We start from the raw sequence: 19,566 nt of genomic DNA on the forward strand, positions 1-19,566 counted from the left end.
TTTGATTTATGTTTGATTTTCTTATTGCAAATTTCCATCAATCCACACAAAAGCACCTGTGATGTAGGTCACAAGTTTTGGTCGTTTAATTCAAAAAAAAATCTAAATCTCCCTACGAATTCGGCTGAGTGAAGTGTCGGTAATCCCAAGATAGGAAGCAATTTGCTTTAAAGGCGCCATCTGAATAATCTGTGGTTGGTCTTTCATTAATTTTAAATAACGGTCTTTCGCGGTTTCCGTAATCATTTCTAATGAGCGTTGTTTCACACTAAATAACTGATGCGTAAACCAAAGTCTACCCCATTCTTTGAAGCCTTCAATCTCACTAAATAATTTTTGAAAATTTCCATCTGAAATCCTCCAAAGTGTAGAATCGGTAATCGCTTGCAAATTTTCACGAGACGGAATTTGCTGAAACAAAGAGGACGGAACAATCACGATTTCGTTCTCTACAAAAAATTCGGTGGTAATCTCGTTATTGTCAAAATCGAGGACAAAAGCCCGACACAAACCCTTTTCCAAAATATAATAACAATCCGCAACCTGACCATCTTTCAATAAAAAATCATTCTTTTTGACTTCTATTTTTTGATGCGCAGAAAAAAATTCTTTCCAAATCATTTTCGGAAAAAAGTGGGTGTTGGTAAATGTACTGTAGAGAGTCTGACATTGGAAAATAAAAAACCTCATAAGTTTCCTTCGGTTCCGCTCAGAAACCAATCTTATGAGGTTAAAAGTTTAAAAAAAATTATTTTAAAACTGCTAAAGCAGCTTCATAATTAGGTTCTTGCGCGATTTCAGGAACTTGTTCTGCATAAAGAACCTTGTTGTTTTCATCAACAACGATCACCGCTCTCGAATGCAGACCTTTCAAAGGACCATCAACGATTGTTAAACCAAAATCTTCACCGAAACTTCCTCTGAAATCAGAAAGTGATTCTACCTTATCCAAACCTTCAGCTGCACAAAATCTTCCTAATGCAAAAGGTAAATCTTTGGAAACGTTAATCACCACCGTATTTTCCAAATTGGTTGCGTCAACGTTGAAATGTCTTGCAGAAGCCGCACAAACACCTGTATCAATGCTTGGAAAAATGTTCAATACTTTTCTTTTACCTTCAAAGTTTGCTAATGTTTTTTCAGACAAATCTTGTCCTACTAATGTGAAATCTTTTATCACTGTTCCCACTTCTGGAAGGTTTCCTGAAGTGTGAATCTCATTTCCTTGTAATGTAATTGTTGCCATAATTGTAGCTTTTAAAATTTTATCAAAAATAAAGAATAACAAACGGAAAATCGAATAAAAGTCGTCAAAAAAGTAAACTGCCTCGAAACTAATGTTTACCAACATGTCACTCCTTCGGAGCTCTTTACAATAATGCAACTACTGAATCTACCCAAATGCTGCTTCTTCGAAGCTTTCAGAATAGACATAAACGTCGAAAACTAAAGATTATTTAACCAGCGTCAAACCCAGATTCTCTCCTTCTCTAATCACAAAATCCCTGGCTGCATTTTTCTCATTAGGAATCTCTCCCTCCAAAATCGCTTCCTTAACTTTTTCTTTTAGAATACCAATTTCACGACCTGGTGAAATCCCAAACATTGTCATAATTTCTTCTCCAGAAATAGGAGGCTGAAAGTTTCGAACTTGGTCTTTTTCCTCTACTTCTTTAATTTTCTCAGCAACGTATTCGAAATTCTTCTTAAAGCGTTCTTGTCGTGCCTGATTCTTCGTGGTAATATCAGATTTACATAGAATGAACAAGTCTTCTAAATCTACACCTGCATCAAAAAGCAACCTCCTTAACGCAGAATCCGAAACGCCATCATCAATCAGAGCAATAGGTCGAGCGTGCATTCTGACCATTTTCTCGACAAACTTTTGATCAGTTCCGAGAGGTAATTTTAATCTTTGGAAGATCCCTTTAATCATTTTGGAACCCAGAAATTCGTGTCCATGAAAAGTCCAACCTGTTCCTTCGACGAACTTTTTGGTTGGTGCTTTTCCAATATCGTGAAGCAAAGCACTCCAACGAAGCCACAATTTATCTGTATTTTCTGAAATATTATCTACCACTTGCATAGTGTGATAAAAATTGTCCTTATGAAATTGACCATCGATTTCGTCAATACCCTTCAATGCAGTTAATTCTGGAAGAATTCTTTGAAGTAATCCTGTCTGCTCCATGAGATTAAGCCCAACAGATGGTCGTGCGGAAAGCATAATTTTATTAAATTCCACCATGATACGCTCCATGGAGACAATTTCAATTCGGTGAGCTTCTTCTTTAATGGCTTGAAGCGAATTTTCTTCGATTTCGAACCCTAAAACAGATGCAAAACGAATGGCTCTCATCATCCGAAGCGGGTCATCAGAATAAGTCTGATGTGGTTCTAAAGGGGTACGAAGAATTTTGTTTTCCAAATCTTTGATCCCATCAAAAGGATCCATCAATTCGCCAAAATTATCTTTATTGAGCGAAATTGCCATAGCATTGATGGTAAAATCACGACGCTTTTGGTCATCTTCCAAAGTACCAATTTCTACAGATGGTTTTCGAGAGTCCTCGCTGTAACTTTCTTTTCTTGCTCCGACAAATTCCAAATCCAAATCTTTGTAACGAAACATTGCTGTACCATAAGTTTTGAAAATCGAAACTTTAGTTTTAGGATTAATATGATGTGCAATATTTTGAGCCAACTCAATCCCAGAAGATTCGGTTACAAAATCAATATCGGTCGGCATCGACCTCTTCATCAGTAAATCACGAACATAGCCGCCAACAATGTACACGGACTGGTTGTTGGTTTCTGCCACTTCAGATATAATCTTGAAAAGCTTGTAATTTTTATTTTGAAGTAGATTGATTTTCATAAATATTTAGATGTCAGATTTTAGATAAAAGACATCAGATTTGGGTTTCTGCAAAGATAGAATTTAATTGAGAGTTGAGAATTGGAAATTTAGAGTTCAGCGTTTGGACTTTTGTTTATTTAAATTGAAATCAATTATTTCTCAAACTTAAGTCTAAGCTTAAAAACTATTACTCTCGAATGACTTTGATTCTGCCATTGCTCCAAACTTTAATAACCGAAGAACCAGTATATTTGGAGACTTGATCCCTATTTTCTTCTACAGCATAATCTACTGCATCGATCAACTCTTGCGAAATATCAGAAAACTTCATCGGTGACTTTTCTCCACTAAAATTAGCGGATGTTGAAACCAAAGGTCTTCCCAATTTGGTAATGAGCTTTCTGCAAAAACCGTCTTTGACCACTCTAATACCGATGCTTCCGTCCTCAGCCAATATCTCTTTGGGTAAATCCTTAGGGTTTTCATACACGATGGTTGTAGGTTTCTCGGACAAATCAATAATCTCCCAAGCCATCTCTGGTACCTCAACATAACGTTGAAGCATTCGGTCCGAATCAACTAACAAAATCATTGATTTTGTTTTTTCGCGTTTTTTGATTTCAAAAATCTTTTCGATTGCCTCGATATTGGTTGCGTCACACCCAATCCCCCAAATAGTATCGGTTGGATAGAGGATGGTTCCGCCGTTTTTTAATATTTCTATGATGTTTTGCATTATTTTTTCCAATTAGTCAATCTGAGCATAAAGAAGTAGAGTGAAAGCATTTCAAATTTTAAGTTGAGATTCCTCGTTCCTCGGAATGACAAACTCTATTTTTACGAATTAATTTACAAATACCTTTCTTTAATAATATTTAAATGATGAATATTGTGACCAACTACTAATTTCCCGATCGTTTCAGCGGAGATTTCATTTTCGTTGGCAATTCCAAATTCCGAAAGTTGAATCGGATTTAAATTTTCAAAAAACAAAACGGAAGATTTTCGAACTAATTCGAATTCATCAACCAAACTTTGCAATGTTCTTTCCTCGGAAAAATAGTGCTTCGCGTATTCCTCTTCATCCCATCCTGCAAGTTCTGTCTTGTCTTTTCTCGAAAATCGCAAAGCCCTATAAACAAAAATACGTTCGGCGTCCATCAAATGTTGAAGCAATTCCTTAAGTGTCCATTTTCCTTCTGCATAAGCAAAGTTTCCTTGCTCTTCTGTTAGACCTTTATAGATTTCTGCGGTTGCAAAACCAACCAAACTCATTTGCTCCACCCAACTACCAGAAGGAATCAGGTCAAGATATCGCTGAACGTATTTTTGAAATTCAGTCATTGATTAGACCTTTAGATCTACTTCAAGACCAATTAAATCTTGGTATTTCTCTAAGATTGGATTAATCTCATTCTGAATAAATTCCTCTGTCTGAATTGGCGCAAATCCGATAAAATTCTTAGGGTCTAACACCTCCTGAATTTTGGATTTATCCATTTTGAGGGAATCGTCATTCATAATTCGTTCAATCAAGTCGTTCTCCTTCCCTTCCATTTTTACCTTTTTGGAAGCTTCCATGGAGTGAACTCTGATAATCTCGTGAATTTCCTGACGATCGCCACCTGCTTTTACTTCCTCCATAATGATATATTCGGTAGCCATAAAAGGAAGTTCGTCCATAATATGCTTGTGGATACGGTTTTCGTAGACTACAATACCGTTCATAATATTGTTCCAAATCAACAAAATAGCATCAATAGCTAAAAAGGCTTGAGGAATCGTTAATCTTTTGTTGGCAGAATCGTCCAAAGTCCTTTCGAACCATTGTGTTGCAGCCACCATCGCAGAAGAATTTTGCAAAGACATCACATATTTTGCCAAAGCCGAAATCCTTTCGGAACGCATTGGATTTCTTTTGTAAGCCATCGCAGAAGATCCAATTTGGTTTTTCTCAAATGGTTCTTCGATTTCTTTTAAATTTTGTAAAAGCCTTAAATCATTGGTGAATTTATGCGCAGATTGTGCAATATTAGACAACAAAGAAAGAACTTTAGCATCTATTTTTCGGTCATAAGTCTGACCAGAAACTCCAAATACTTTTTCGAAACCGAAACGCTTCGATAGTTCACGGTCAAGTGTTTTCACCTTTTCATAATCTCCGTCAAATAGTTCGAGGAAACTTGCTGCTGTTCCAGTTGTTCCTTTAACTCCACGAAATCTCAAGGTATCTAAGAAAAACTCTAATTCCTCAAAATCCAATAATACGGACTGCAACCAAAGTGTCGCTCTTTTTCCAACTGTAGTTAATTGAGCGGGCTGAAAATGGGTAAAACCTAAAGTCGGCAAATCCTTGTACTTTCTTGCAAAGTCCGAAAGATTCTTGATGACATTCACCAATTGTTTCTTCAAGATCAAAAGCCCATCTCTAATCTGGATTAGATCAGTATTATCTCCTACGAATGCAGAAGTAGCACCCAAATGAATAATCGGCTTCGCCAAAGGAGCAACATCTCCATAAGCATGAACGTGCGCCATTACATCATGACGAAACTTTTTCTCGTATTCAGCTGCTTTGTCGTAATCGATATGATCAACATTTTCTTTAAGTTGAGCGATTTGCTCATCAGAAATATCAAGACCTAAATCTTTTTCGATTTCTGCCAGTGCAATCCATAGCTTTCTCCAATTCTTAAACTTGTTGTTAGGAGAAAAATTATAAAGCATTTCTTGACTGGAGTACCTTTCTTCGAGGGGATTTTTGTAGGAGTTCATGGATGAAATTTAGTAATTATCGGTGTACAAAAATAGTTTTTTTTGACGCATAAAAAAAGCCAAACTGTGATAGTTTGGCTTTATGAATAAGAATTAAAATTGAATTGTATTTTAAATCAATTATTTCGTCCAGTTAACTTTCACTTTGCTCACATCATGAGAATTACTTCCCACCATAATTTCGAATTCTCCTGGTTCCCAATCGTATTTAAGATCAGAATTATAGAATTTAAGTTCTTCTGGAGTAACATTGAAAGTCACTTTCTTGCTTTCACCTTTTTTAAGATAAACTTTTTGGAAACCTTTCAATTCTTTAAGAGGTCTTGTTACAGTACCTACCAAATCTCTGATGTATAACTGAACAACTTCTGCACCGTCATAATTCCCACTATTGGTTAGTGTAACACTTGCCTGAACTGTTTGATTTCCTTTTGGATTTGTGTTAGACACCGTAACATCTGAGTAAGTGAATTTAGTATAACTCAAACCATATCCAAACGGATAAAGTGGTGTGTTACACTCATCTACATAATTAGAATAGAATCTATCAAACTCACATTTTTCAACTTTTTCAGGATTAAGAGGTCTTCCTGTATTTTTAGCATTATAGTACAGAGGGATTTGACCAACATTTCTCGGGAATGTCATTGGTAGTTTTCCAGACGGGTTAACATCTCCAAACAATACATCAGTAATCGCATTTCCTGCTTCACTTCCTGGGAACCATACGTTCAAAATTGCATCTGGCGTATCTTTAACATTAGTTAAATCCAAAGGTCTTCCTGTGAAAAGCACAACAACGATAGGTTTTCCCGTTTTCTTAAGTTCATTAAGAAGATCTACTTGAGTTGGTGGAATTTGAATGTTGGTTCTTGAAGAAGACTCTCCACTCATTTCTGCTGATTCTCCAATCGCTAAAACGATTTTGTCTGCCTTATTAGCAACTTCAACCGCTTCCTTCAACATTGCTTCTTTGGATCTGCTATCACGATAAGTGACTTTGCCGTGAGCTTCGTATATTTTTTCTAACTTTTCATTTTCTTCCAAGTTACTTCCTCTTGCCGTCAAAACCTGAACTTGACCACCCAAAAGTGACTTCATTGCAGAAGCTAAATCAACCGCCTTATCACCTTTTGCAGCAACAGACCAAGTACCAGTCATGTTAATTTTGTTTTCAACTAAAGGACCGATAAGTGCTACTGTTCCAGATTTTTTAAGAGGAAGCGTTTGATTATCATTTTTCATCAATACCATAGATTGAGTAGCTACCTGTCTTGCTACTTTTCTATTAGCTTCGCTGAAAACTTCTTTTGATGCTAATTCTTTGCTTCCATATCGATATGGATCTTCGAATAGTCCTAAATCATATTTAGCTTCCAAAATTCTTCTTGTCGCCAAATCAATCTCTGCTTGAGTAACTTTTCCTTCTTCAAGAGATTTCTTAAGTGTATTCAAAAAACCATCAGAAACCATGTCCATATCCAAACCAGCTTTAAGAGCTAAAGCAGAAACTTGTTGCATATCCCCCATTCCATGATACATCATTTCCATAATTCCCGTGTAATCAGAAACTACAAAACCTTTGAATCCCCACTGTTTTCTAAGTACATCAGTCATCAACCATTTATTTCCTGTAGCTGGAATTCCTTCCACTTCGTTGAATGAAGCCATCGCCGAACCAACACCTGCGTCAACAGCAGCTTTGTATGGTGGAAAATATTCATTATACATTCGGATTCGGCTCATGTCAACCGTATTATAATCACGGCCTCCTTCTGGTGCACCATACAATGCAAAATGCTTCACACAAGCAAGTAGCGTGTTTTTTGCAGCCAAATCTTTTCCTTGATATCCATAAACCATTGCTTTTGCAATTTGACTTCCTAAATACGGATCTTCCCCTGCTCCTTCTGCAACTCTTCCCCAACGTGGATCACGAGAGACATCAACCATTGGTGAAAAAGTCCAAGAAATTCCATCAGAAGTTGCTTCAGATGCAGCAATTCTCGCAGTCTGCTGAACAAGATTCATGTCCCAAGATGATGCTAAACCCAATGGAATTGGAAAGCTTGTTTCATAACCGTGGATAACATCCATCCCAAAAAGCAAAGGAATTTTGAGTCTCGATTGTTCCACTGCCACTTTCTGTACCGCATTAATCTTTTCAATTCCTTTAATATTGAATAGTCCTCCAACTAATCCTTGCTCCACCTTTTTCCCAATATTAGAACTTTGAGCAGTTCCTGTACTGAAATCACCTGAAGTTGGTAAATTGAGCTGTCCAATCTTTTCCTCCAAAGTCATTTTGGATAATAAAGCGTCAACAAACGCCTTTTTCTTAGCATTATATTGTGCTGTCTGATATGATTGTACCGGCTTTGTTACCACTTCTTGCGCAAAAAAGAATGGTGCTGCGGCAATAGCTAAAGTTAAAACGAATCGTTTCATATAGTTTTATAAATAAATTATTTTAATGTTTTATTTCTATGCGATAATAACCACTCATAAAATTGAGGATCCGAATAGGTAGAATCCCAAGAATTGTGATTATCACCTTCAAAAATAGTATATTTCACCTGGTTATTGCAGGATTTAAGCTTCTGGAACATCGTTGTACTGTTTTCCAATGGAACCACATCATCCAAAGCTCCGTGAAAAATCCATATAGGTTTATCCTTCAGTACGTCACAAGCTCGAGACAATGCTGGTCTATGCATTGGTCCACAAACTGGAGCAATGGCTGCAAATAATTCCGAATGTTCATCGGCTAACTTCCAACTTCCCCAACCCCCCATCGAAAGACCAGTTAAGTAAATCCTCGATTGATCTATGGGATATGTTTTGATGATATATTGCAAAAGTTCGTACACAGCACGAGTGTCCCAATATACACCATTAGGACATTGCGGAGCCAAAATCGCGACTTCTTCTTTAATTAAATTCTTATAGGTAAATGGACTGTGAGCTTTCACCTTATCCAAATCATCTCCTCGTTCTCCTGCCCCGTGTAAAAACAAAATTAAAGGATAAGGTTTCTTTGCATCCTTAGGCAAGTCCAAAATATAATCAAGCGATACTTTGTCTTTAACAACCGCATGAAACTCTTTGCGAAGCTCCTGCCCAAAAGCGCTGAATGAGAAAAGTATAAATAAGAATGTGGAATAGACTTTATATTTCAACATCTTTCTATATTTAATTAAAATTTATATTTCGTTGAGTGATACTCCAATTTTTTAAGACCTTCCTTAATTTCCGGTGCATTCATGAACAACTTCCACAACATTCCCGTTCTGTAATTTTCAATCATTGGCGCAATAGTTCCTTGGTCAATAGCCAAATATCTTGGAGTAAACCAATTATCATAATTGATAGACGTTGCATCATAAGGTCCAGCAGAACCAATAAATTGAGGCTTTTGAGTGTAAATAAATCTCAAGAAATCCATCGATTCTTTCGGAGTGTAAGGAAAACTGCTTAACGCTGCAGTCGGGCTAATAATCCCATGGTCATTCTGAGGAAAATGTGCATTATAACCGGTCTTACCATCTTTATTCCTTGAATAGCTCGCAGTTAGTCCCCAATAATTAGGACCGTAGCCTTTCCAACCTTTTGGATTTTCGACACAGTATTTATAATCAATTAAAACTTGATTTCGATTAAGATCAAAAAAATTCTTGATATATCGGTCAGATAGACCTGTCGGATCAAGACCTATATAAGAGTAATGTGCCCAAAAGAGTGGACCTCCATATTCCTCAGCGTAATTGTGCTTAACATATAACGGAAGACCATATTTCGTTTTATCCGTTAAATAGGTCCCATTTCTTGTCCAGCCTTTATAGTAGGTTTCGGAATCAATAGGGTGTGTCGGAGAAGAAGCTGCAAGAATGTAAGTAATCAAACATTCGTTGTATCCTTCCAATGGAAAATTCATATCCCAATTATATTCTGGAGACCAGTGCCAATAGAGTACTTTTTCTCCTCCTTTGGTGTACCAATTCCATTCGATTCCTTTCCAAAGATCATCACATTTTTTTGCCAAGGCTTTTTCCTCCGCATTTCCATCTTTAAAGTACTCTCGCACCATAATAATTCCAGAAGTCAAGAAAGCACTTTCTACCAAATCTCCACCATTGTCTTTTTTACCAAAAGGCACAGTCTTACCTGTCTCTCCATTAATCCAATGAGACCACGCACCTTTGTATCGATCCGCTTTTGCTAAAAAATCCATGATATGAGTCAAACGTTTGACCGCTTCTTTTCGAGAAACATAACCACGTTCTACCCCAACAAGAATCGTTGCGAGTCCAAAACCTGATCCACCTGTCGTAACAACGTGTTTATCATTTTCGGGATAAATGTCATCTTGATGATAACGTTCTCTTCCTAATAATGAATTAGGTTCGGCATAATCCCAAAAATACTTAAAGGACTCTCTTTGTACGCGATCTACCAATTCGGTATCCGCTTTTGTTAATTTAAAATCTGTAGAATTACTGGCAACAGCAGTACTTGTACTTTTACACGAAAGAATAAGTCCAGAAACAGCAATACCTATGGCAATATTTTTTATCATTTTCATTAAAATCCGTATTGTGTTGAATGAAATCCAAGTTTGATTAATCCTTGTCTAACATCCGTAGCATTCATAAAAAGTCCCCAAAGAAATTGGGTCTTTTGATTCTCGATCATAGGAGCAATTGGCCCTTGATCGATAGCTAAATATCTTGGTGTTACCCAATTGTAATGTATTGAAAAAGCATCGTAAGGTCCAGCGACTCCAACATACTTAGATTTTTTTTCGTTATATAAAAATCTTAAAAAATTCATACTTTCTGTTGGTGTATAAGGCATATTGGAAATAGCTGCCGTTGGCGAAATGATGCCTAAATCATTAGTTGGTTGATGCGCTGCATATCCTACAGTACCATCATTGTTACGGGAATAACTTGCTGTTAGACCCCAATTTTTAGAACTATAACCCGTCCAATTTTTCGGATTGGCAAGGCAATATTGATACATAATTTTTGCGTGATTGGTGGTCACCAGCTGATAATTAACATAATCGTCCGAAAGACCTCTTGGATCCAATCCCAAGAAAGAATAATGGGACCAAAACATCGGACCAACGTTTCCACCCACTCCATTATGAGCGACAACAACTGGAAGTCCATAACGGACACCACCATTTATAATAGCTCCATTTCTTGCCCATCCTTGAGTATAAACTGGCTTATTAATTGAATAATTAGGAGATGCTGCAGCCAAGACATAAGTAATTAGAGTCTCGTCAAAACCTTGAAGTTGATGGTTCATTTGAAATTGATAGTTAGGTGACCAATGCCAATAAAGAACATTTTGTCCTTGAGTATACCAGTTCCATTCGATTCCTTGCCATAGAGCATCTGCCTTTTGAGAAAGAGCAATCTCTGATGCAACAGTCGAATTTTTGAAGTATTCTCGAACACAAATAAGTCCTTGAGCAAGGAAAGCCGTTTCTACCAAATCTCCACCATTATCCATTGTGCTAAAAGGCAAGACGTCCCCATTAGTCCCATTGATCCAGTGCGACCAAGCACCATGAAAACGGTCTGCATTTTCCAAAAAATTAAGCGCTGTAGTAAGTCTTGTCACCGCCTCTGTTCTATCAACATAACTATTGTGAATCCCCACTAAAATGCTCATTAGACCAAATCCAGAACCTCCAGTTGATACAACATTAGCATCAGCACCAGGATTCTCAGTATGATATCTTTCACGAGCTAACTTAGAATTAGTTTCTGCATAATCCCAGAAATACTTGATGGCATCACTTTGAGCCATCGTAATAATCTGTGCATCTGTATAATTATTCTCTGTCGTTGGGGGTGTTGGGGTTGGTGTTGGAGTTTCATCTGTTCCTGTTGAATCACTTCCACAAGAATTCAATAGAAACATCGAACAAATTAAACTTAAGCAAAACTTTTTCATCGTGTTAAAATAAAAAGAAGGTAAAAGCATATTCATTGAATACGCCTTTACCTTCGGTTAGTTATAAATATTATTTCTTAGCAGAATACAACGCTTGAACTTCAGTAGAAGTTAATGCTGTTGAATACATTCTAAACTGGTCGATTCCACCATTCCAAGAATTTTTCAACCAATCGCTTCCTCCATTAGCAATTTCGGTTGCTGTAAATTCATTAGGACCAGCTCCAATTTTAAGACCTGTAATCTTACTAGACTCTAGAGAAACATTTCCATGATTTGTCCAAATTGGTTTATTAGCATGTGCCGTACCATCTTTATAAAGAGTCATCGTTGAAGTTGTCCCGTCATAAACAAAAGCTAGATGATGCCAGCTTCCATCATAAAAACCTGTCACCGCATTACTACCTGTCCATTCAAACCACTTTTCACCTGCTGAATCCTTCACAAAGAATTTAACAATTGGAGTTGCAACAGAACCTTCAGTTAACAAAAACATAGATGCACCTGACCAGTGATAATTACTCACTGCAGGCATACTAAAAATATGATCTGTTTTTAAATCTCCTTTTTTTGCCCATAAAGAAACTGTAAAACTACCTGCTGTTTTTGCGAAATCGTTTGCACTAGCATATTTTACATACTTGTAATTAGCTCCCTGAACAGCCTTACTTCCAGGTCCATCTATAGTAGCTAAAGGATTACTGGAAGGAAATTTAGCTCTAATACTATCAACAGCATTCATCAACTCATTGCTTGAAGTACCGTCAAATGCTACGTAAAACTTCAGTGGACCACCAGGAGGATTCGCATCTTTAGGATAATCTCCCAATTCTGGTCTTTCCAAATCTTGACAAGAAAAAGCAAATAATGCCAAGACGGGAAGAAGTATAAATTTTAAAAATTGTTTTTTCATTTTAATATCAAATTAAAGTTTAATAATTAGGATTTTGAACCAAAACACCTTGAGCATTGTCGATTGCTGTCTGAGGAATTGGAAATACTTTATTTCTATCTTGATAGCCATATCCTGATAAAACTGTTGTAGCATCACCCCATCTTACTAAGTCATAAAACCTTTCAAATTCCATAGCAAATTCAATTCTTCGCTCATGCTTGATCGCAGTCCTCATCGCCGAAGTCGAAGTAGCAGTTGTATTAGCCAATCCAGCCCGTGTTCTAATCATATTAACATAGGTCGCTGCAGTTGAAGTTTGCCCTAACTCATTTGCAGCTTCCGCAGCCATTAATAAAACATCTGCATATCGAAGATACTTGATATTTTCCCAGTGATTTTTATTTTGGGAATAAAAGGTTCTTTCTGAAGGATAAGTATAAGCTTTACCATTCCAATATTGTTGCGCAACTGTTGGAACTGAAGGCAAAGTATATCCTGGTGTATTGTAAATGTCAGGTCCTCCGGAAGTCAAAATCGTCGTCTGCTTACGAGCATCTCCAGTTTCATATGCTGCAACTAATCCCGTTGAAGGAACATTAAATCCCCATCCAAGATCCCACGTACCAGATCCTCTTACACCTTGACATTCATAAAAATTGTTAGAATATTTAGTTGGATAATCATAAGTTTTCTGTACCTCAAATATAGACTCAGAAGAGTTGTTTCCATCCATTGTAAATTCATCAGAATAGGAAGAATTCAAAGTATAAACTCCTGAATTGATAACCGCTTGAGAAGCAGACAAAGACTTAGCCCATTCTTGTTGGTACAAATACAATTTTGCCAACAAGGTATTAGCAAGACCTTTTGTAGCACGACCAATATAAGCACTTGCCCATTGATTAGGCAAAACCGCAGCAGCAGCAAGCAAGTCAGCTTCAATTTGAGCATCCACCTCCGGTATCGTATTTTTTGCGGCAATTTCATCAGAAGGAGAAGAAATTGTCTTAAGATTAATTGGTACTTGACCAAAATCCCTTCTTAACTCAAAATAGCAAAAAGCACGAATCACCTTTGCCTCTCCAATGTTAACCAAAGTTGCTTGAGAAGTATCTCCTGAGGCTTCTGCTACATTAATAATCTTGTTTGCATCATAAATAATTTTATAATGACCATTCCAATCATTTGTGATATGTGTATTAGTTGCAATATACCCAAAATTATTAAATACAGTTCCGTCTGCAGCAGCATCGGTAGTTGTACTTCCCTTCTCATTATCATCGGCTCTAATACAATGAGACCAGACGTAAGAAAAATCACTTACTCCACTCTGAGTACGTAAACTAGAATAAAGTCCAAAAACTAATGCTTCTTGGGAACCAACAGCATCAGCAGGGGCTCTACCTAAAGGTTTTTCATCCAACCATTCGTCTCCACAGCTTAATATGCTAAAAGATGTTACGGTTGCCAAGCCGACTAAAAAAATATTTTTTATTAACTTATTTTTCATTTTATTATAATTAAAAATTTGCTTTTTTTTAAAAAGTAGCATTAATTCCAAAACTAATAATTCTTGGGTTAGGATAACCACTACTATTAACCCCAAAACGAGTTGCTGTACCACCTGATTCAGGCGTAAAACCATTTACATGATCCCATGTTTTTAAATTCTGTACATTAAAATAAAGTTTGAGACCTTGCAGCTTATACTGAGAAATCATTTCTCTATTAAAATTGTAGCCTAATTGCACGTTTCTAATTCTAAAGAAACTTCCATCTTCAATCATATAAGAAGAATTTTCTCTATTATATGCTGATGCTGAATAGCTTCGTGGTTCCCAATTAGAAGTCCCTTCTCCAGTCCAGCGATCAAGACGTTCTATTCTGTAATTGAATGGCGCATACGAGTTCCCATTTCCCCAGTCTCTAAACACCTCGTTACCATATACTCCATAGAAATCTGCATTTAGGTAAATTCCCTTATAGTCAGCTCCTAAACTAAAACCATATGTAAAATCAGGTGTCGGATCACCAATAATAGTTCTATCATCAGAAGTAATTTTGCCGTCACCATTAACATCTTTATACTTGAAATCTCCTGGTGCTACATCTCCTATTGTAGAAGGTGCAGAAGACAAAATATCAGCATAGGATTGATAAAGTCCTTCTACAACATATCCGTAGAATGCGCCAGCTGGATCACCTTCTCTAAAAATTGAGGGTGAATAATAGCGAATATCACTAGTTGCTAAAACTTTAGTTTTGGTAGTTGTAAAATTTCCATTAACATAATAAGAAAAATTTTCGTTTATGTTATCTTTCCATCCAGCTGTAATTTCAACACCATTAGATCCAATAGACCCATCATTCATAAAAAAATCTGGATTACCATCAACAAACTTTAAGAGATCCTCTGATTTTTTATCGTAGTAAACAGCTTCTAAAGATAATCTTCTATTCAAAAACATAGACTCAAAACCAAACTCATATGACTTAATATGCTCCCAAGTAACAGCTTGTTCACCAAAACCAAACTCTGAAACGTAAGCAGGATAAACCTGTACAGGATTTCCAAATATTCCTGTTCCTCCTTCTTCTAAAACTGGATATCCGAAAAATCTGTTATTTGAAATATATTGATTCCCCAAGTCACCATAAGATCCTTTTAGCTTCAAATAATTGATTACCTTATTATCTCTCAAAAAGTTTTCTTTTGTCATTTCCCATGCTCCACCAATAGACCAAAACCAATTGAACCTATTTCCTGGAGACAACCAACTAGATCCATCGTTTCTGACAGATGCATTAAGATAATATTTATTATCATAATCGTATAGAACACGCCCTAAATAAGATACCAATTTTTCATTAAACCCACCATTAGTTGCGCTGATTGTTGAAGAATCAACATAATCAGAATTCAAATACCAGTATTGCGAATCATTAGGAATCTGCCCAAAAGGACTAGACAAACTTGCTTTAGCTGATGCACTAAGACTCCTATATTCTTTGTTTGAAGTCTCAAATCCGATCATTGCTGTTAAATCATGTTTGCCAAACTCATTCTTATAAGTTAACAACTGATTCTGTGTGAATTTAATATCTCTATTTTCGAAAGTGCTAATTCCTGTCAATTGATTTCCCGCATATGGAGTGACTGTATTAGTTTCAGCTACATACACATCAAATACAGGTGTATAACTTCTACCATTAGCGTTTCTAAAATTAACAAAGTAACTAGAACGGAAAGTAAAATGATTCCAAAAATCAAATTCTAAATAGGCGTTAGGATTAAACTGATACTCCTTATTAAGTTGGGTATCTCTCATCCCTTCAACTACAGCCAAAGGATTTCCAATTTGAGCTGCTCCCAACTGCTGTGGTAACGAATAATAATAACCATAATAATCAACACTTCCATCATTGCTAAAAATATGGTCTGTAACTTTAGGCTTAACAACTGGAGTAGCATTCAAAGCTGATCCAAAACTTCTCAATTGGGGTAGATGAGAATAGGAACCTGTAATACCAAATCCAGCACGAAGATTTTTGGTTAACTTGAGGTCATCATTAAATTTAAAAGTCATACGATCGTACTTTTCATATTTAATAGATCCATCCTCAGTTTGATACCCAAAGGAAAAACTTACATTGTTATTCTCTGTCCCGTTAGAAATCGTTATATTATTTTGATTAATTATACCTCCTTGTTTAGCAATTTGATCAATCCAGTTTGTATTAGCATTAAATAAAGAAAAATCATAAGCTGCTACCCCTTGGTTTGCTAAGTCTTCATTATACAACATTCTAAACTGGTCTCCATTCACCATGTCAGGACGATTATCAAAAGATTTAACCCCAATACTAGAAGTTAAGTTTACTGATGTTCTACCTTTCTTTCCTCTTTTTGTCGTAACAATAATCACCCCATTTGCACCCCGACTACCAAAAATTGCTAAAGATGATGGATCTTTTAAAATTTCCATTGACTCAACATCGGCAGGATTCAAGAAGTCAATGTTATCAGCAAATACACCATCTACCATGTAAACTGGATTTACTCCATTGATAGAAGCTGTACCTCTAATTCTCACATCTGCTTGTGAACCAGGCTGACCAGAGTTTACGATTGAAACACCTGCTACTTTTCCTTGCAATGAATTCAATGGGTTAGATGCAGGCTTGTCATTAACCTCGGCACCAGCCACTTTCGCAATTGATCCGGTTAAGTCGCGTTTTTTTGCGGTACCATAACCAATTACCACTACTTCCTCAATCTTTTTTTCCTGAGGAACTGTGTCTTTTTCCTGTGCTTGCAAATTGCCCATCCCAAAATAAAATGCGGCAACTAGACAAGAAACTTTCAGAATAGTTTTTTCCATATAGTCCTTAAAATTTTGAATTTAATTTTCATTGTATCCCGTAGGACACAAAAGATCAATCTCAAAGCTACCACTTTTCTGTTAATTTTTATAAACAATCGTTAATGTTTTATAATATGCTAACTTAAATCATTGTTTTTTACTTTCTTTGGCGTTCTGTTTGCATTAAAAACAGGGGCTAAAATGAACTTTTATATGAAAAAATTATTGATTTCTTTAACCATTTTGATGACTTGTGTTGCTATTTTTCTAAGTACACTTAATTCTTGTTCAACTGTTGCAAGTTCACCGATAGGACTTACAGTCATAAAACAAGTACTTCTCTCTGGTATCTCAAAAGGAGCAAAAACCTATGGCGATAAAAAAGCATTCCTAGAAAGTGACCTTATTGACAATGCTTTACCACAACAATTGAGAGAGATCAATAATGTATTAGCTAAAATCTCTCCAAGCTTAGTGACCAAAGAAAAAGAATATATTGCTGAAGCTGCTGCTTATACCGTGAATATTTCGGAACCGATTCTCAAAAACGCAGTGAACGGACTTACAACAGCTGATGCTCAAAGAATTATCCAAGGCGAACCTGGAACAGCGACTTTGGTTCTTAAAGAGAAAACGTCCGTACAACTTGTACAAGCCATTACTCCAAAAGTCGATGAAAAACTTAACGAGTACGGAATCGTAAAAACCATTAACACAGCACTTAAAGGAAACAGCCTTCTCGGAAGCTTGTTAGGAGGTCAGTCATCTTCTGGAACAACTTCAGCAGACCTAAGCAAGCTTGCTTCGGAACAATTAGTGAATGGGATGTTTAGCATCATTAAGGATTATGAAATACAAAATCAAAGCAATATCCTTAATTCGTTAAAGGGTGGAAAATAAAATTATGTTACCTAATTAGAAAATTTCCCTGTTAACAGGGATTTTTTTTTACCTTTAAAAAAATTTAAATCATGATAGAAGAATTCGAGGACGATAGTGTTAAAAAAGAAGTTGATTTTTATGCTTCATTGAAGGAAAAATTGGAAAGCAACCATAACTTTCCAGAAGATTACCTATTCAAATTTATTATTCCCAGTGATTCTGAAAAGATTACAGAGATTTTAAGAGTATTCGATGGTACTCAATACACCATGAACAACCGCGATAGCAAAAACGGAAAATATACTTCTCTTTCTCTTAACACTTTTGTTTTGGATGCAGACCAAGTGATTAGACTTTATAAGGAAGTAGCAAAAGTAGAGGGCGTAATGATGCTGTAGGGATGATTGATGGTTGATAAGTGATGGGTGATGATGGATGATGGATGATGGGTGATGGATGAAAGGTTACAGCCTGTATCTTTAGCATTCAACTATAAACAAAGAACTCCGAATTAACAATAATGAACATCTTAATTTCTGGTGGAACTGGATTGGTTGGCAAAGCTTTAGTTTCTCAACTTGAGGAAAGGGGTCATCATGTTAGAATTCTTGTTAGAAAAAAATCGAATCTCCCCAACGAGTTTTATTGGAATGTTGATAAGAAAGAAATCGATGATAAGGCCTTTGAAAATTTGGATTCAATTATCCATTTGGCAGGTGCTACCATTTTTCAAAAGTGGACAGAAGCCAACAAGAAGATTATCACAAGTAGTCGCGTAGATTCGGCTCAATTTCTGTTAGATAAAGCTACTCAATTGGGGGTACATCTCAAGTCCTACATTTCAGCTTCAGGAATCAATTATTATGGAACGTTCACTTCTGACCAAATTTTAACTGAAAATGATAAAATCATTCAGCATGATTTTCTTTCTGACCTTTGCGAAAAGTGGGAACAATCGGCATTTCGGTTTCAAAATATTGCCGAAAAAATAGTTATACTCAGGATTTCGCCTGTTCTATCAAAAGAAGGGGGAAGTTTGGAACAACTCACCAAGATTACCGATTACAATCTGGCTTCAGGAATTGGTTCGGGAAAACAATGGTTTCCTTGGATTCATGTGGATGACTTGATAAGCCTCATTGTTTTTGCAGTGGAAAAACAAGAGGTAAACGGAATCTACAATGCCGTAGCGGATGAAATTACCACCAATCAAGACTTTATGAGACGATTGGCGAAAAAGAGAAAAAAGCTATTCATTCCACTTAACGTTCCGTCTTTCTTGCTGAAAATCGTACTTGGCAAAATGAGTTCGATGGTTCTCGAGGGAACAAGAGCTTCTAATGAAAAAATAAAATCCAAAGGATTTCATTTTCAATTTCCAAAACTGGATGAGGCGTTAGACCATCTACTAAGAAAGTAGTTTTTCGATATTTTCCGTAGGTCTTCCGATCACTGCTTTATCGTCCTTTATTATAATAGGTCTTTGGAGTAATTTGGGATTCTGGACAAGAATATCGATTAATTGTATGTCGGAATATTCTTTACCAACAAATTCTTCTTTCCAAAGCGCTTCATCTTTTCGGATAATATCCATCGGTTTCAAGTCCAATTTCTTTAAGATATCTTCGATTTCTGACTTTGTCAAAGGATTCTCCAAATAATACCTCACTTGATAATCCACTCCCTTCTCATCCAAGAACTGAAGTGCTTGACGAGATTTGGAACATCTGTTATTGTGTATTACTTCAATCATGATAATCAGTTTATTGAATTAGGCATTTAAGCAATAATTTGTTTGTAAGAGATTGGTTTTGATATAA

17 protein-coding genes are annotated in these 19,566 nt (G+C 36.3%); 3 read left to right on the forward strand and 14 right to left on the reverse strand.

Translation table 11 applies throughout. From position 1 onward, the window contains the following. Nucleotides 1–102 precede the first annotated feature (102 nt). The 13 genes from AC4AGG_RS11050 to AC4AGG_RS11110 form a co-directional block, all read right to left on the reverse strand. A complete protein-coding gene (locus tag AC4AGG_RS11050) occupies nt 103–621 on the reverse strand; it encodes a Crp/Fnr family transcriptional regulator (protein ID WP_489772059.1) in 519 nt (172 codons plus the stop codon). 127 nt (nt 622–748) lie between these two features. Further along, entirely contained in the window at nt 749–1,246 is a 498-nt protein-coding gene (gene tpx / locus AC4AGG_RS11055; RefSeq protein ID WP_489772060.1) for a thiol peroxidase, read from the reverse strand. A gap of 207 nt (nt 1,247–1,453) precedes the next feature. Next, nucleotides 1,454–2,878 carry a CCA tRNA nucleotidyltransferase gene (locus AC4AGG_RS11060; protein ID WP_489772061.1) on the reverse strand — a complete coding sequence of 475 codons (1,425 nt, stop codon included), beginning with the start codon at nt 2,876–2,878 and terminating at the stop codon, nt 1,454–1,456. Nucleotides 2,879–3,047: 169 nt separating this feature from the next. After that, entirely contained in the window at nt 3,048–3,596 is a 549-nt protein-coding gene (locus tag AC4AGG_RS11065) for an L-threonylcarbamoyladenylate synthase (RefSeq protein WP_489772062.1), read from the reverse strand. Nucleotides 3,597–3,709: 113 nt separating this feature from the next. Next, nucleotides 3,710–4,204, reverse strand: a complete 495-nt coding sequence (locus AC4AGG_RS11070) for a DinB family protein (protein WP_489772063.1) — start codon at nt 4,202–4,204, stop codon at nt 3,710–3,712. 3 nt (nt 4,205–4,207) lie between these two features. Next, nucleotides 4,208–5,635: an adenylosuccinate lyase gene (gene purB / locus AC4AGG_RS11075; protein ID WP_489772064.1), complete on the reverse strand. Its 1,428-nt coding sequence runs from the start codon at nt 5,633–5,635 to the stop codon at nt 4,208–4,210. A gap of 120 nt (nt 5,636–5,755) precedes the next feature. Further along, complete coding sequence (gene bglX / locus AC4AGG_RS11080) at nt 5,756–8,083, reverse strand: beta-glucosidase BglX (protein WP_489772065.1); 2,328 nt, start codon at nt 8,081–8,083, stop codon at nt 5,756–5,758. Between the two features lie 17 nt (nt 8,084–8,100). Continuing rightward, complete coding sequence (locus AC4AGG_RS11085) at nt 8,101–8,817, reverse strand: carboxylesterase family protein (RefSeq protein ID WP_489772066.1); 717 nt, start codon at nt 8,815–8,817, stop codon at nt 8,101–8,103. A gap of 14 nt (nt 8,818–8,831) precedes the next feature. Beyond that, a complete protein-coding gene (locus tag AC4AGG_RS11090; protein ID WP_489772067.1) occupies nt 8,832–10,217 on the reverse strand; it encodes a glucoamylase family protein in 1,386 nt (461 codons plus the stop codon). Beyond that, a complete protein-coding gene (locus AC4AGG_RS11095) occupies nt 10,217–11,605 on the reverse strand; it encodes a glucoamylase family protein (protein ID WP_489772068.1) in 1,389 nt (462 codons plus the stop codon). The genes AC4AGG_RS11090 and AC4AGG_RS11095 overlap by 1 nt, the downstream gene beginning before the upstream one ends. A 70-nt stretch (nt 11,606–11,675) precedes the next feature. Then, nucleotides 11,676–12,518, reverse strand: a complete 843-nt coding sequence (locus tag AC4AGG_RS11100) for a LamG domain-containing protein (protein WP_489772069.1) — start codon at nt 12,516–12,518, stop codon at nt 11,676–11,678. A 19-nt stretch (nt 12,519–12,537) separates the two neighbouring features. Further along, a complete protein-coding gene (locus AC4AGG_RS11105; protein ID WP_489772070.1) occupies nt 12,538–14,010 on the reverse strand; it encodes a RagB/SusD family nutrient uptake outer membrane protein in 1,473 nt (490 codons plus the stop codon). A gap of 28 nt (nt 14,011–14,038) precedes the next feature. Then, nucleotides 14,039–16,882 (reverse strand): SusC/RagA family TonB-linked outer membrane protein, encoded by a 2,844-nt coding sequence (locus tag AC4AGG_RS11110; RefSeq protein ID WP_489772071.1) that lies wholly within the window; start codon nt 16,880–16,882, stop codon nt 14,039–14,041. Between the two features lie 195 nt (nt 16,883–17,077). On the opposite strand from AC4AGG_RS11110, the gene AC4AGG_RS11115 reads away from it, so the two are divergent. The 3 genes from AC4AGG_RS11115 to AC4AGG_RS11125 all read left to right on the forward strand — a co-directional run bounded on the left by AC4AGG_RS11115 (nt 17,078) and on the right by AC4AGG_RS11125 (nt 19,166). Then, the gene (locus tag AC4AGG_RS11115; protein ID WP_489772072.1) at nt 17,078–17,764 is read left to right on the forward strand and encodes a DUF4197 family protein; all 687 of its coding nucleotides are present in this window, start codon (nt 17,078–17,080) and stop codon (nt 17,762–17,764) included. Between the two features lie 71 nt (nt 17,765–17,835). Then, the gene (locus tag AC4AGG_RS11120; protein ID WP_489772073.1) at nt 17,836–18,144 is read left to right on the forward strand and encodes a DUF493 family protein; all 309 of its coding nucleotides are present in this window, start codon (nt 17,836–17,838) and stop codon (nt 18,142–18,144) included. A 122-nt stretch (nt 18,145–18,266) separates the two neighbouring features. Next, nucleotides 18,267–19,166 carry a TIGR01777 family oxidoreductase gene (locus tag AC4AGG_RS11125; protein WP_489772074.1) on the forward strand — a complete coding sequence of 300 codons (900 nt, stop codon included), beginning with the start codon at nt 18,267–18,269 and terminating at the stop codon, nt 19,164–19,166. Here the strand turns inward: AC4AGG_RS11125 and arsC are convergent. Further along, the gene (gene arsC, locus AC4AGG_RS11130) at nt 19,155–19,499 is read right to left on the reverse strand and encodes an arsenate reductase (glutaredoxin) (RefSeq protein ID WP_489772075.1); all 345 of its coding nucleotides are present in this window, start codon (nt 19,497–19,499) and stop codon (nt 19,155–19,157) included. The genes AC4AGG_RS11125 and arsC overlap by 12 nt on opposite strands. Between the last annotated feature and the right edge of the window lie 67 nt (nt 19,500–19,566).

The organism is Chryseobacterium sp. CG10_8 (assembly GCF_058117085.1).

Bases quoted from the DNA above. Each gene is read 5' to 3' on its own strand.
- AC4AGG_RS11050 (WP_489772059.1), bottom strand. From the start codon at position 621: ATGATTTGGAAAGAATTTTTTTCTGCGCATCAAAAAATAGAAGTCAAA.
- tpx (WP_489772060.1), bottom strand. From the start codon at position 1,246: ATGGCAACAATTACATTACAAGGAAATGAGATTCACACTTCAGGAAAC.
- AC4AGG_RS11060 (WP_489772061.1), bottom strand. From the start codon at position 2,878: ATGAAAATCAATCTACTTCAAAATAAAAATTACAAGCTTTTCAAGATT.
- AC4AGG_RS11065 (WP_489772062.1), bottom strand. From the start codon at position 3,596: ATGCAAAACATCATAGAAATATTAAAAAACGGCGGAACCATCCTCTAT.
- AC4AGG_RS11070 (WP_489772063.1), bottom strand. From the start codon at position 4,204: ATGACTGAATTTCAAAAATACGTTCAGCGATATCTTGACCTGATTCCT.
- purB (WP_489772064.1), bottom strand. From the start codon at position 5,635: ATGAACTCCTACAAAAATCCCCTCGAAGAAAGGTACTCCAGTCAAGAA.
- bglX (WP_489772065.1), bottom strand. From the start codon at position 8,083: ATGAAACGATTCGTTTTAACTTTAGCTATTGCCGCAGCACCATTCTTT.
- AC4AGG_RS11085 (WP_489772066.1), bottom strand. From the start codon at position 8,817: ATGTTGAAATATAAAGTCTATTCCACATTCTTATTTATACTTTTCTCA.
- AC4AGG_RS11090 (WP_489772067.1), bottom strand. From the start codon at position 10,217: ATGAAAATGATAAAAAATATTGCCATAGGTATTGCTGTTTCTGGACTT.
- AC4AGG_RS11095 (WP_489772068.1), bottom strand. From the start codon at position 11,605: ATGAAAAAGTTTTGCTTAAGTTTAATTTGTTCGATGTTTCTATTGAAT.
- AC4AGG_RS11100 (WP_489772069.1), bottom strand. From the start codon at position 12,518: ATGAAAAAACAATTTTTAAAATTTATACTTCTTCCCGTCTTGGCATTA.
- AC4AGG_RS11105 (WP_489772070.1), bottom strand. From the start codon at position 14,010: ATGAAAAATAAGTTAATAAAAAATATTTTTTTAGTCGGCTTGGCAACC.
- AC4AGG_RS11110 (WP_489772071.1), bottom strand. From the start codon at position 16,882: ATGGAAAAAACTATTCTGAAAGTTTCTTGTCTAGTTGCCGCATTTTAT.
- AC4AGG_RS11115 (WP_489772072.1), top strand. From the start codon at position 17,078: ATGAAAAAATTATTGATTTCTTTAACCATTTTGATGACTTGTGTTGCT.
- AC4AGG_RS11120 (WP_489772073.1), top strand. From the start codon at position 17,836: ATGATAGAAGAATTCGAGGACGATAGTGTTAAAAAAGAAGTTGATTTT.
- AC4AGG_RS11125 (WP_489772074.1), top strand. From the start codon at position 18,267: ATGAACATCTTAATTTCTGGTGGAACTGGATTGGTTGGCAAAGCTTTA.
- arsC (WP_489772075.1), bottom strand. From the start codon at position 19,499: ATGATTGAAGTAATACACAATAACAGATGTTCCAAATCTCGTCAAGCA.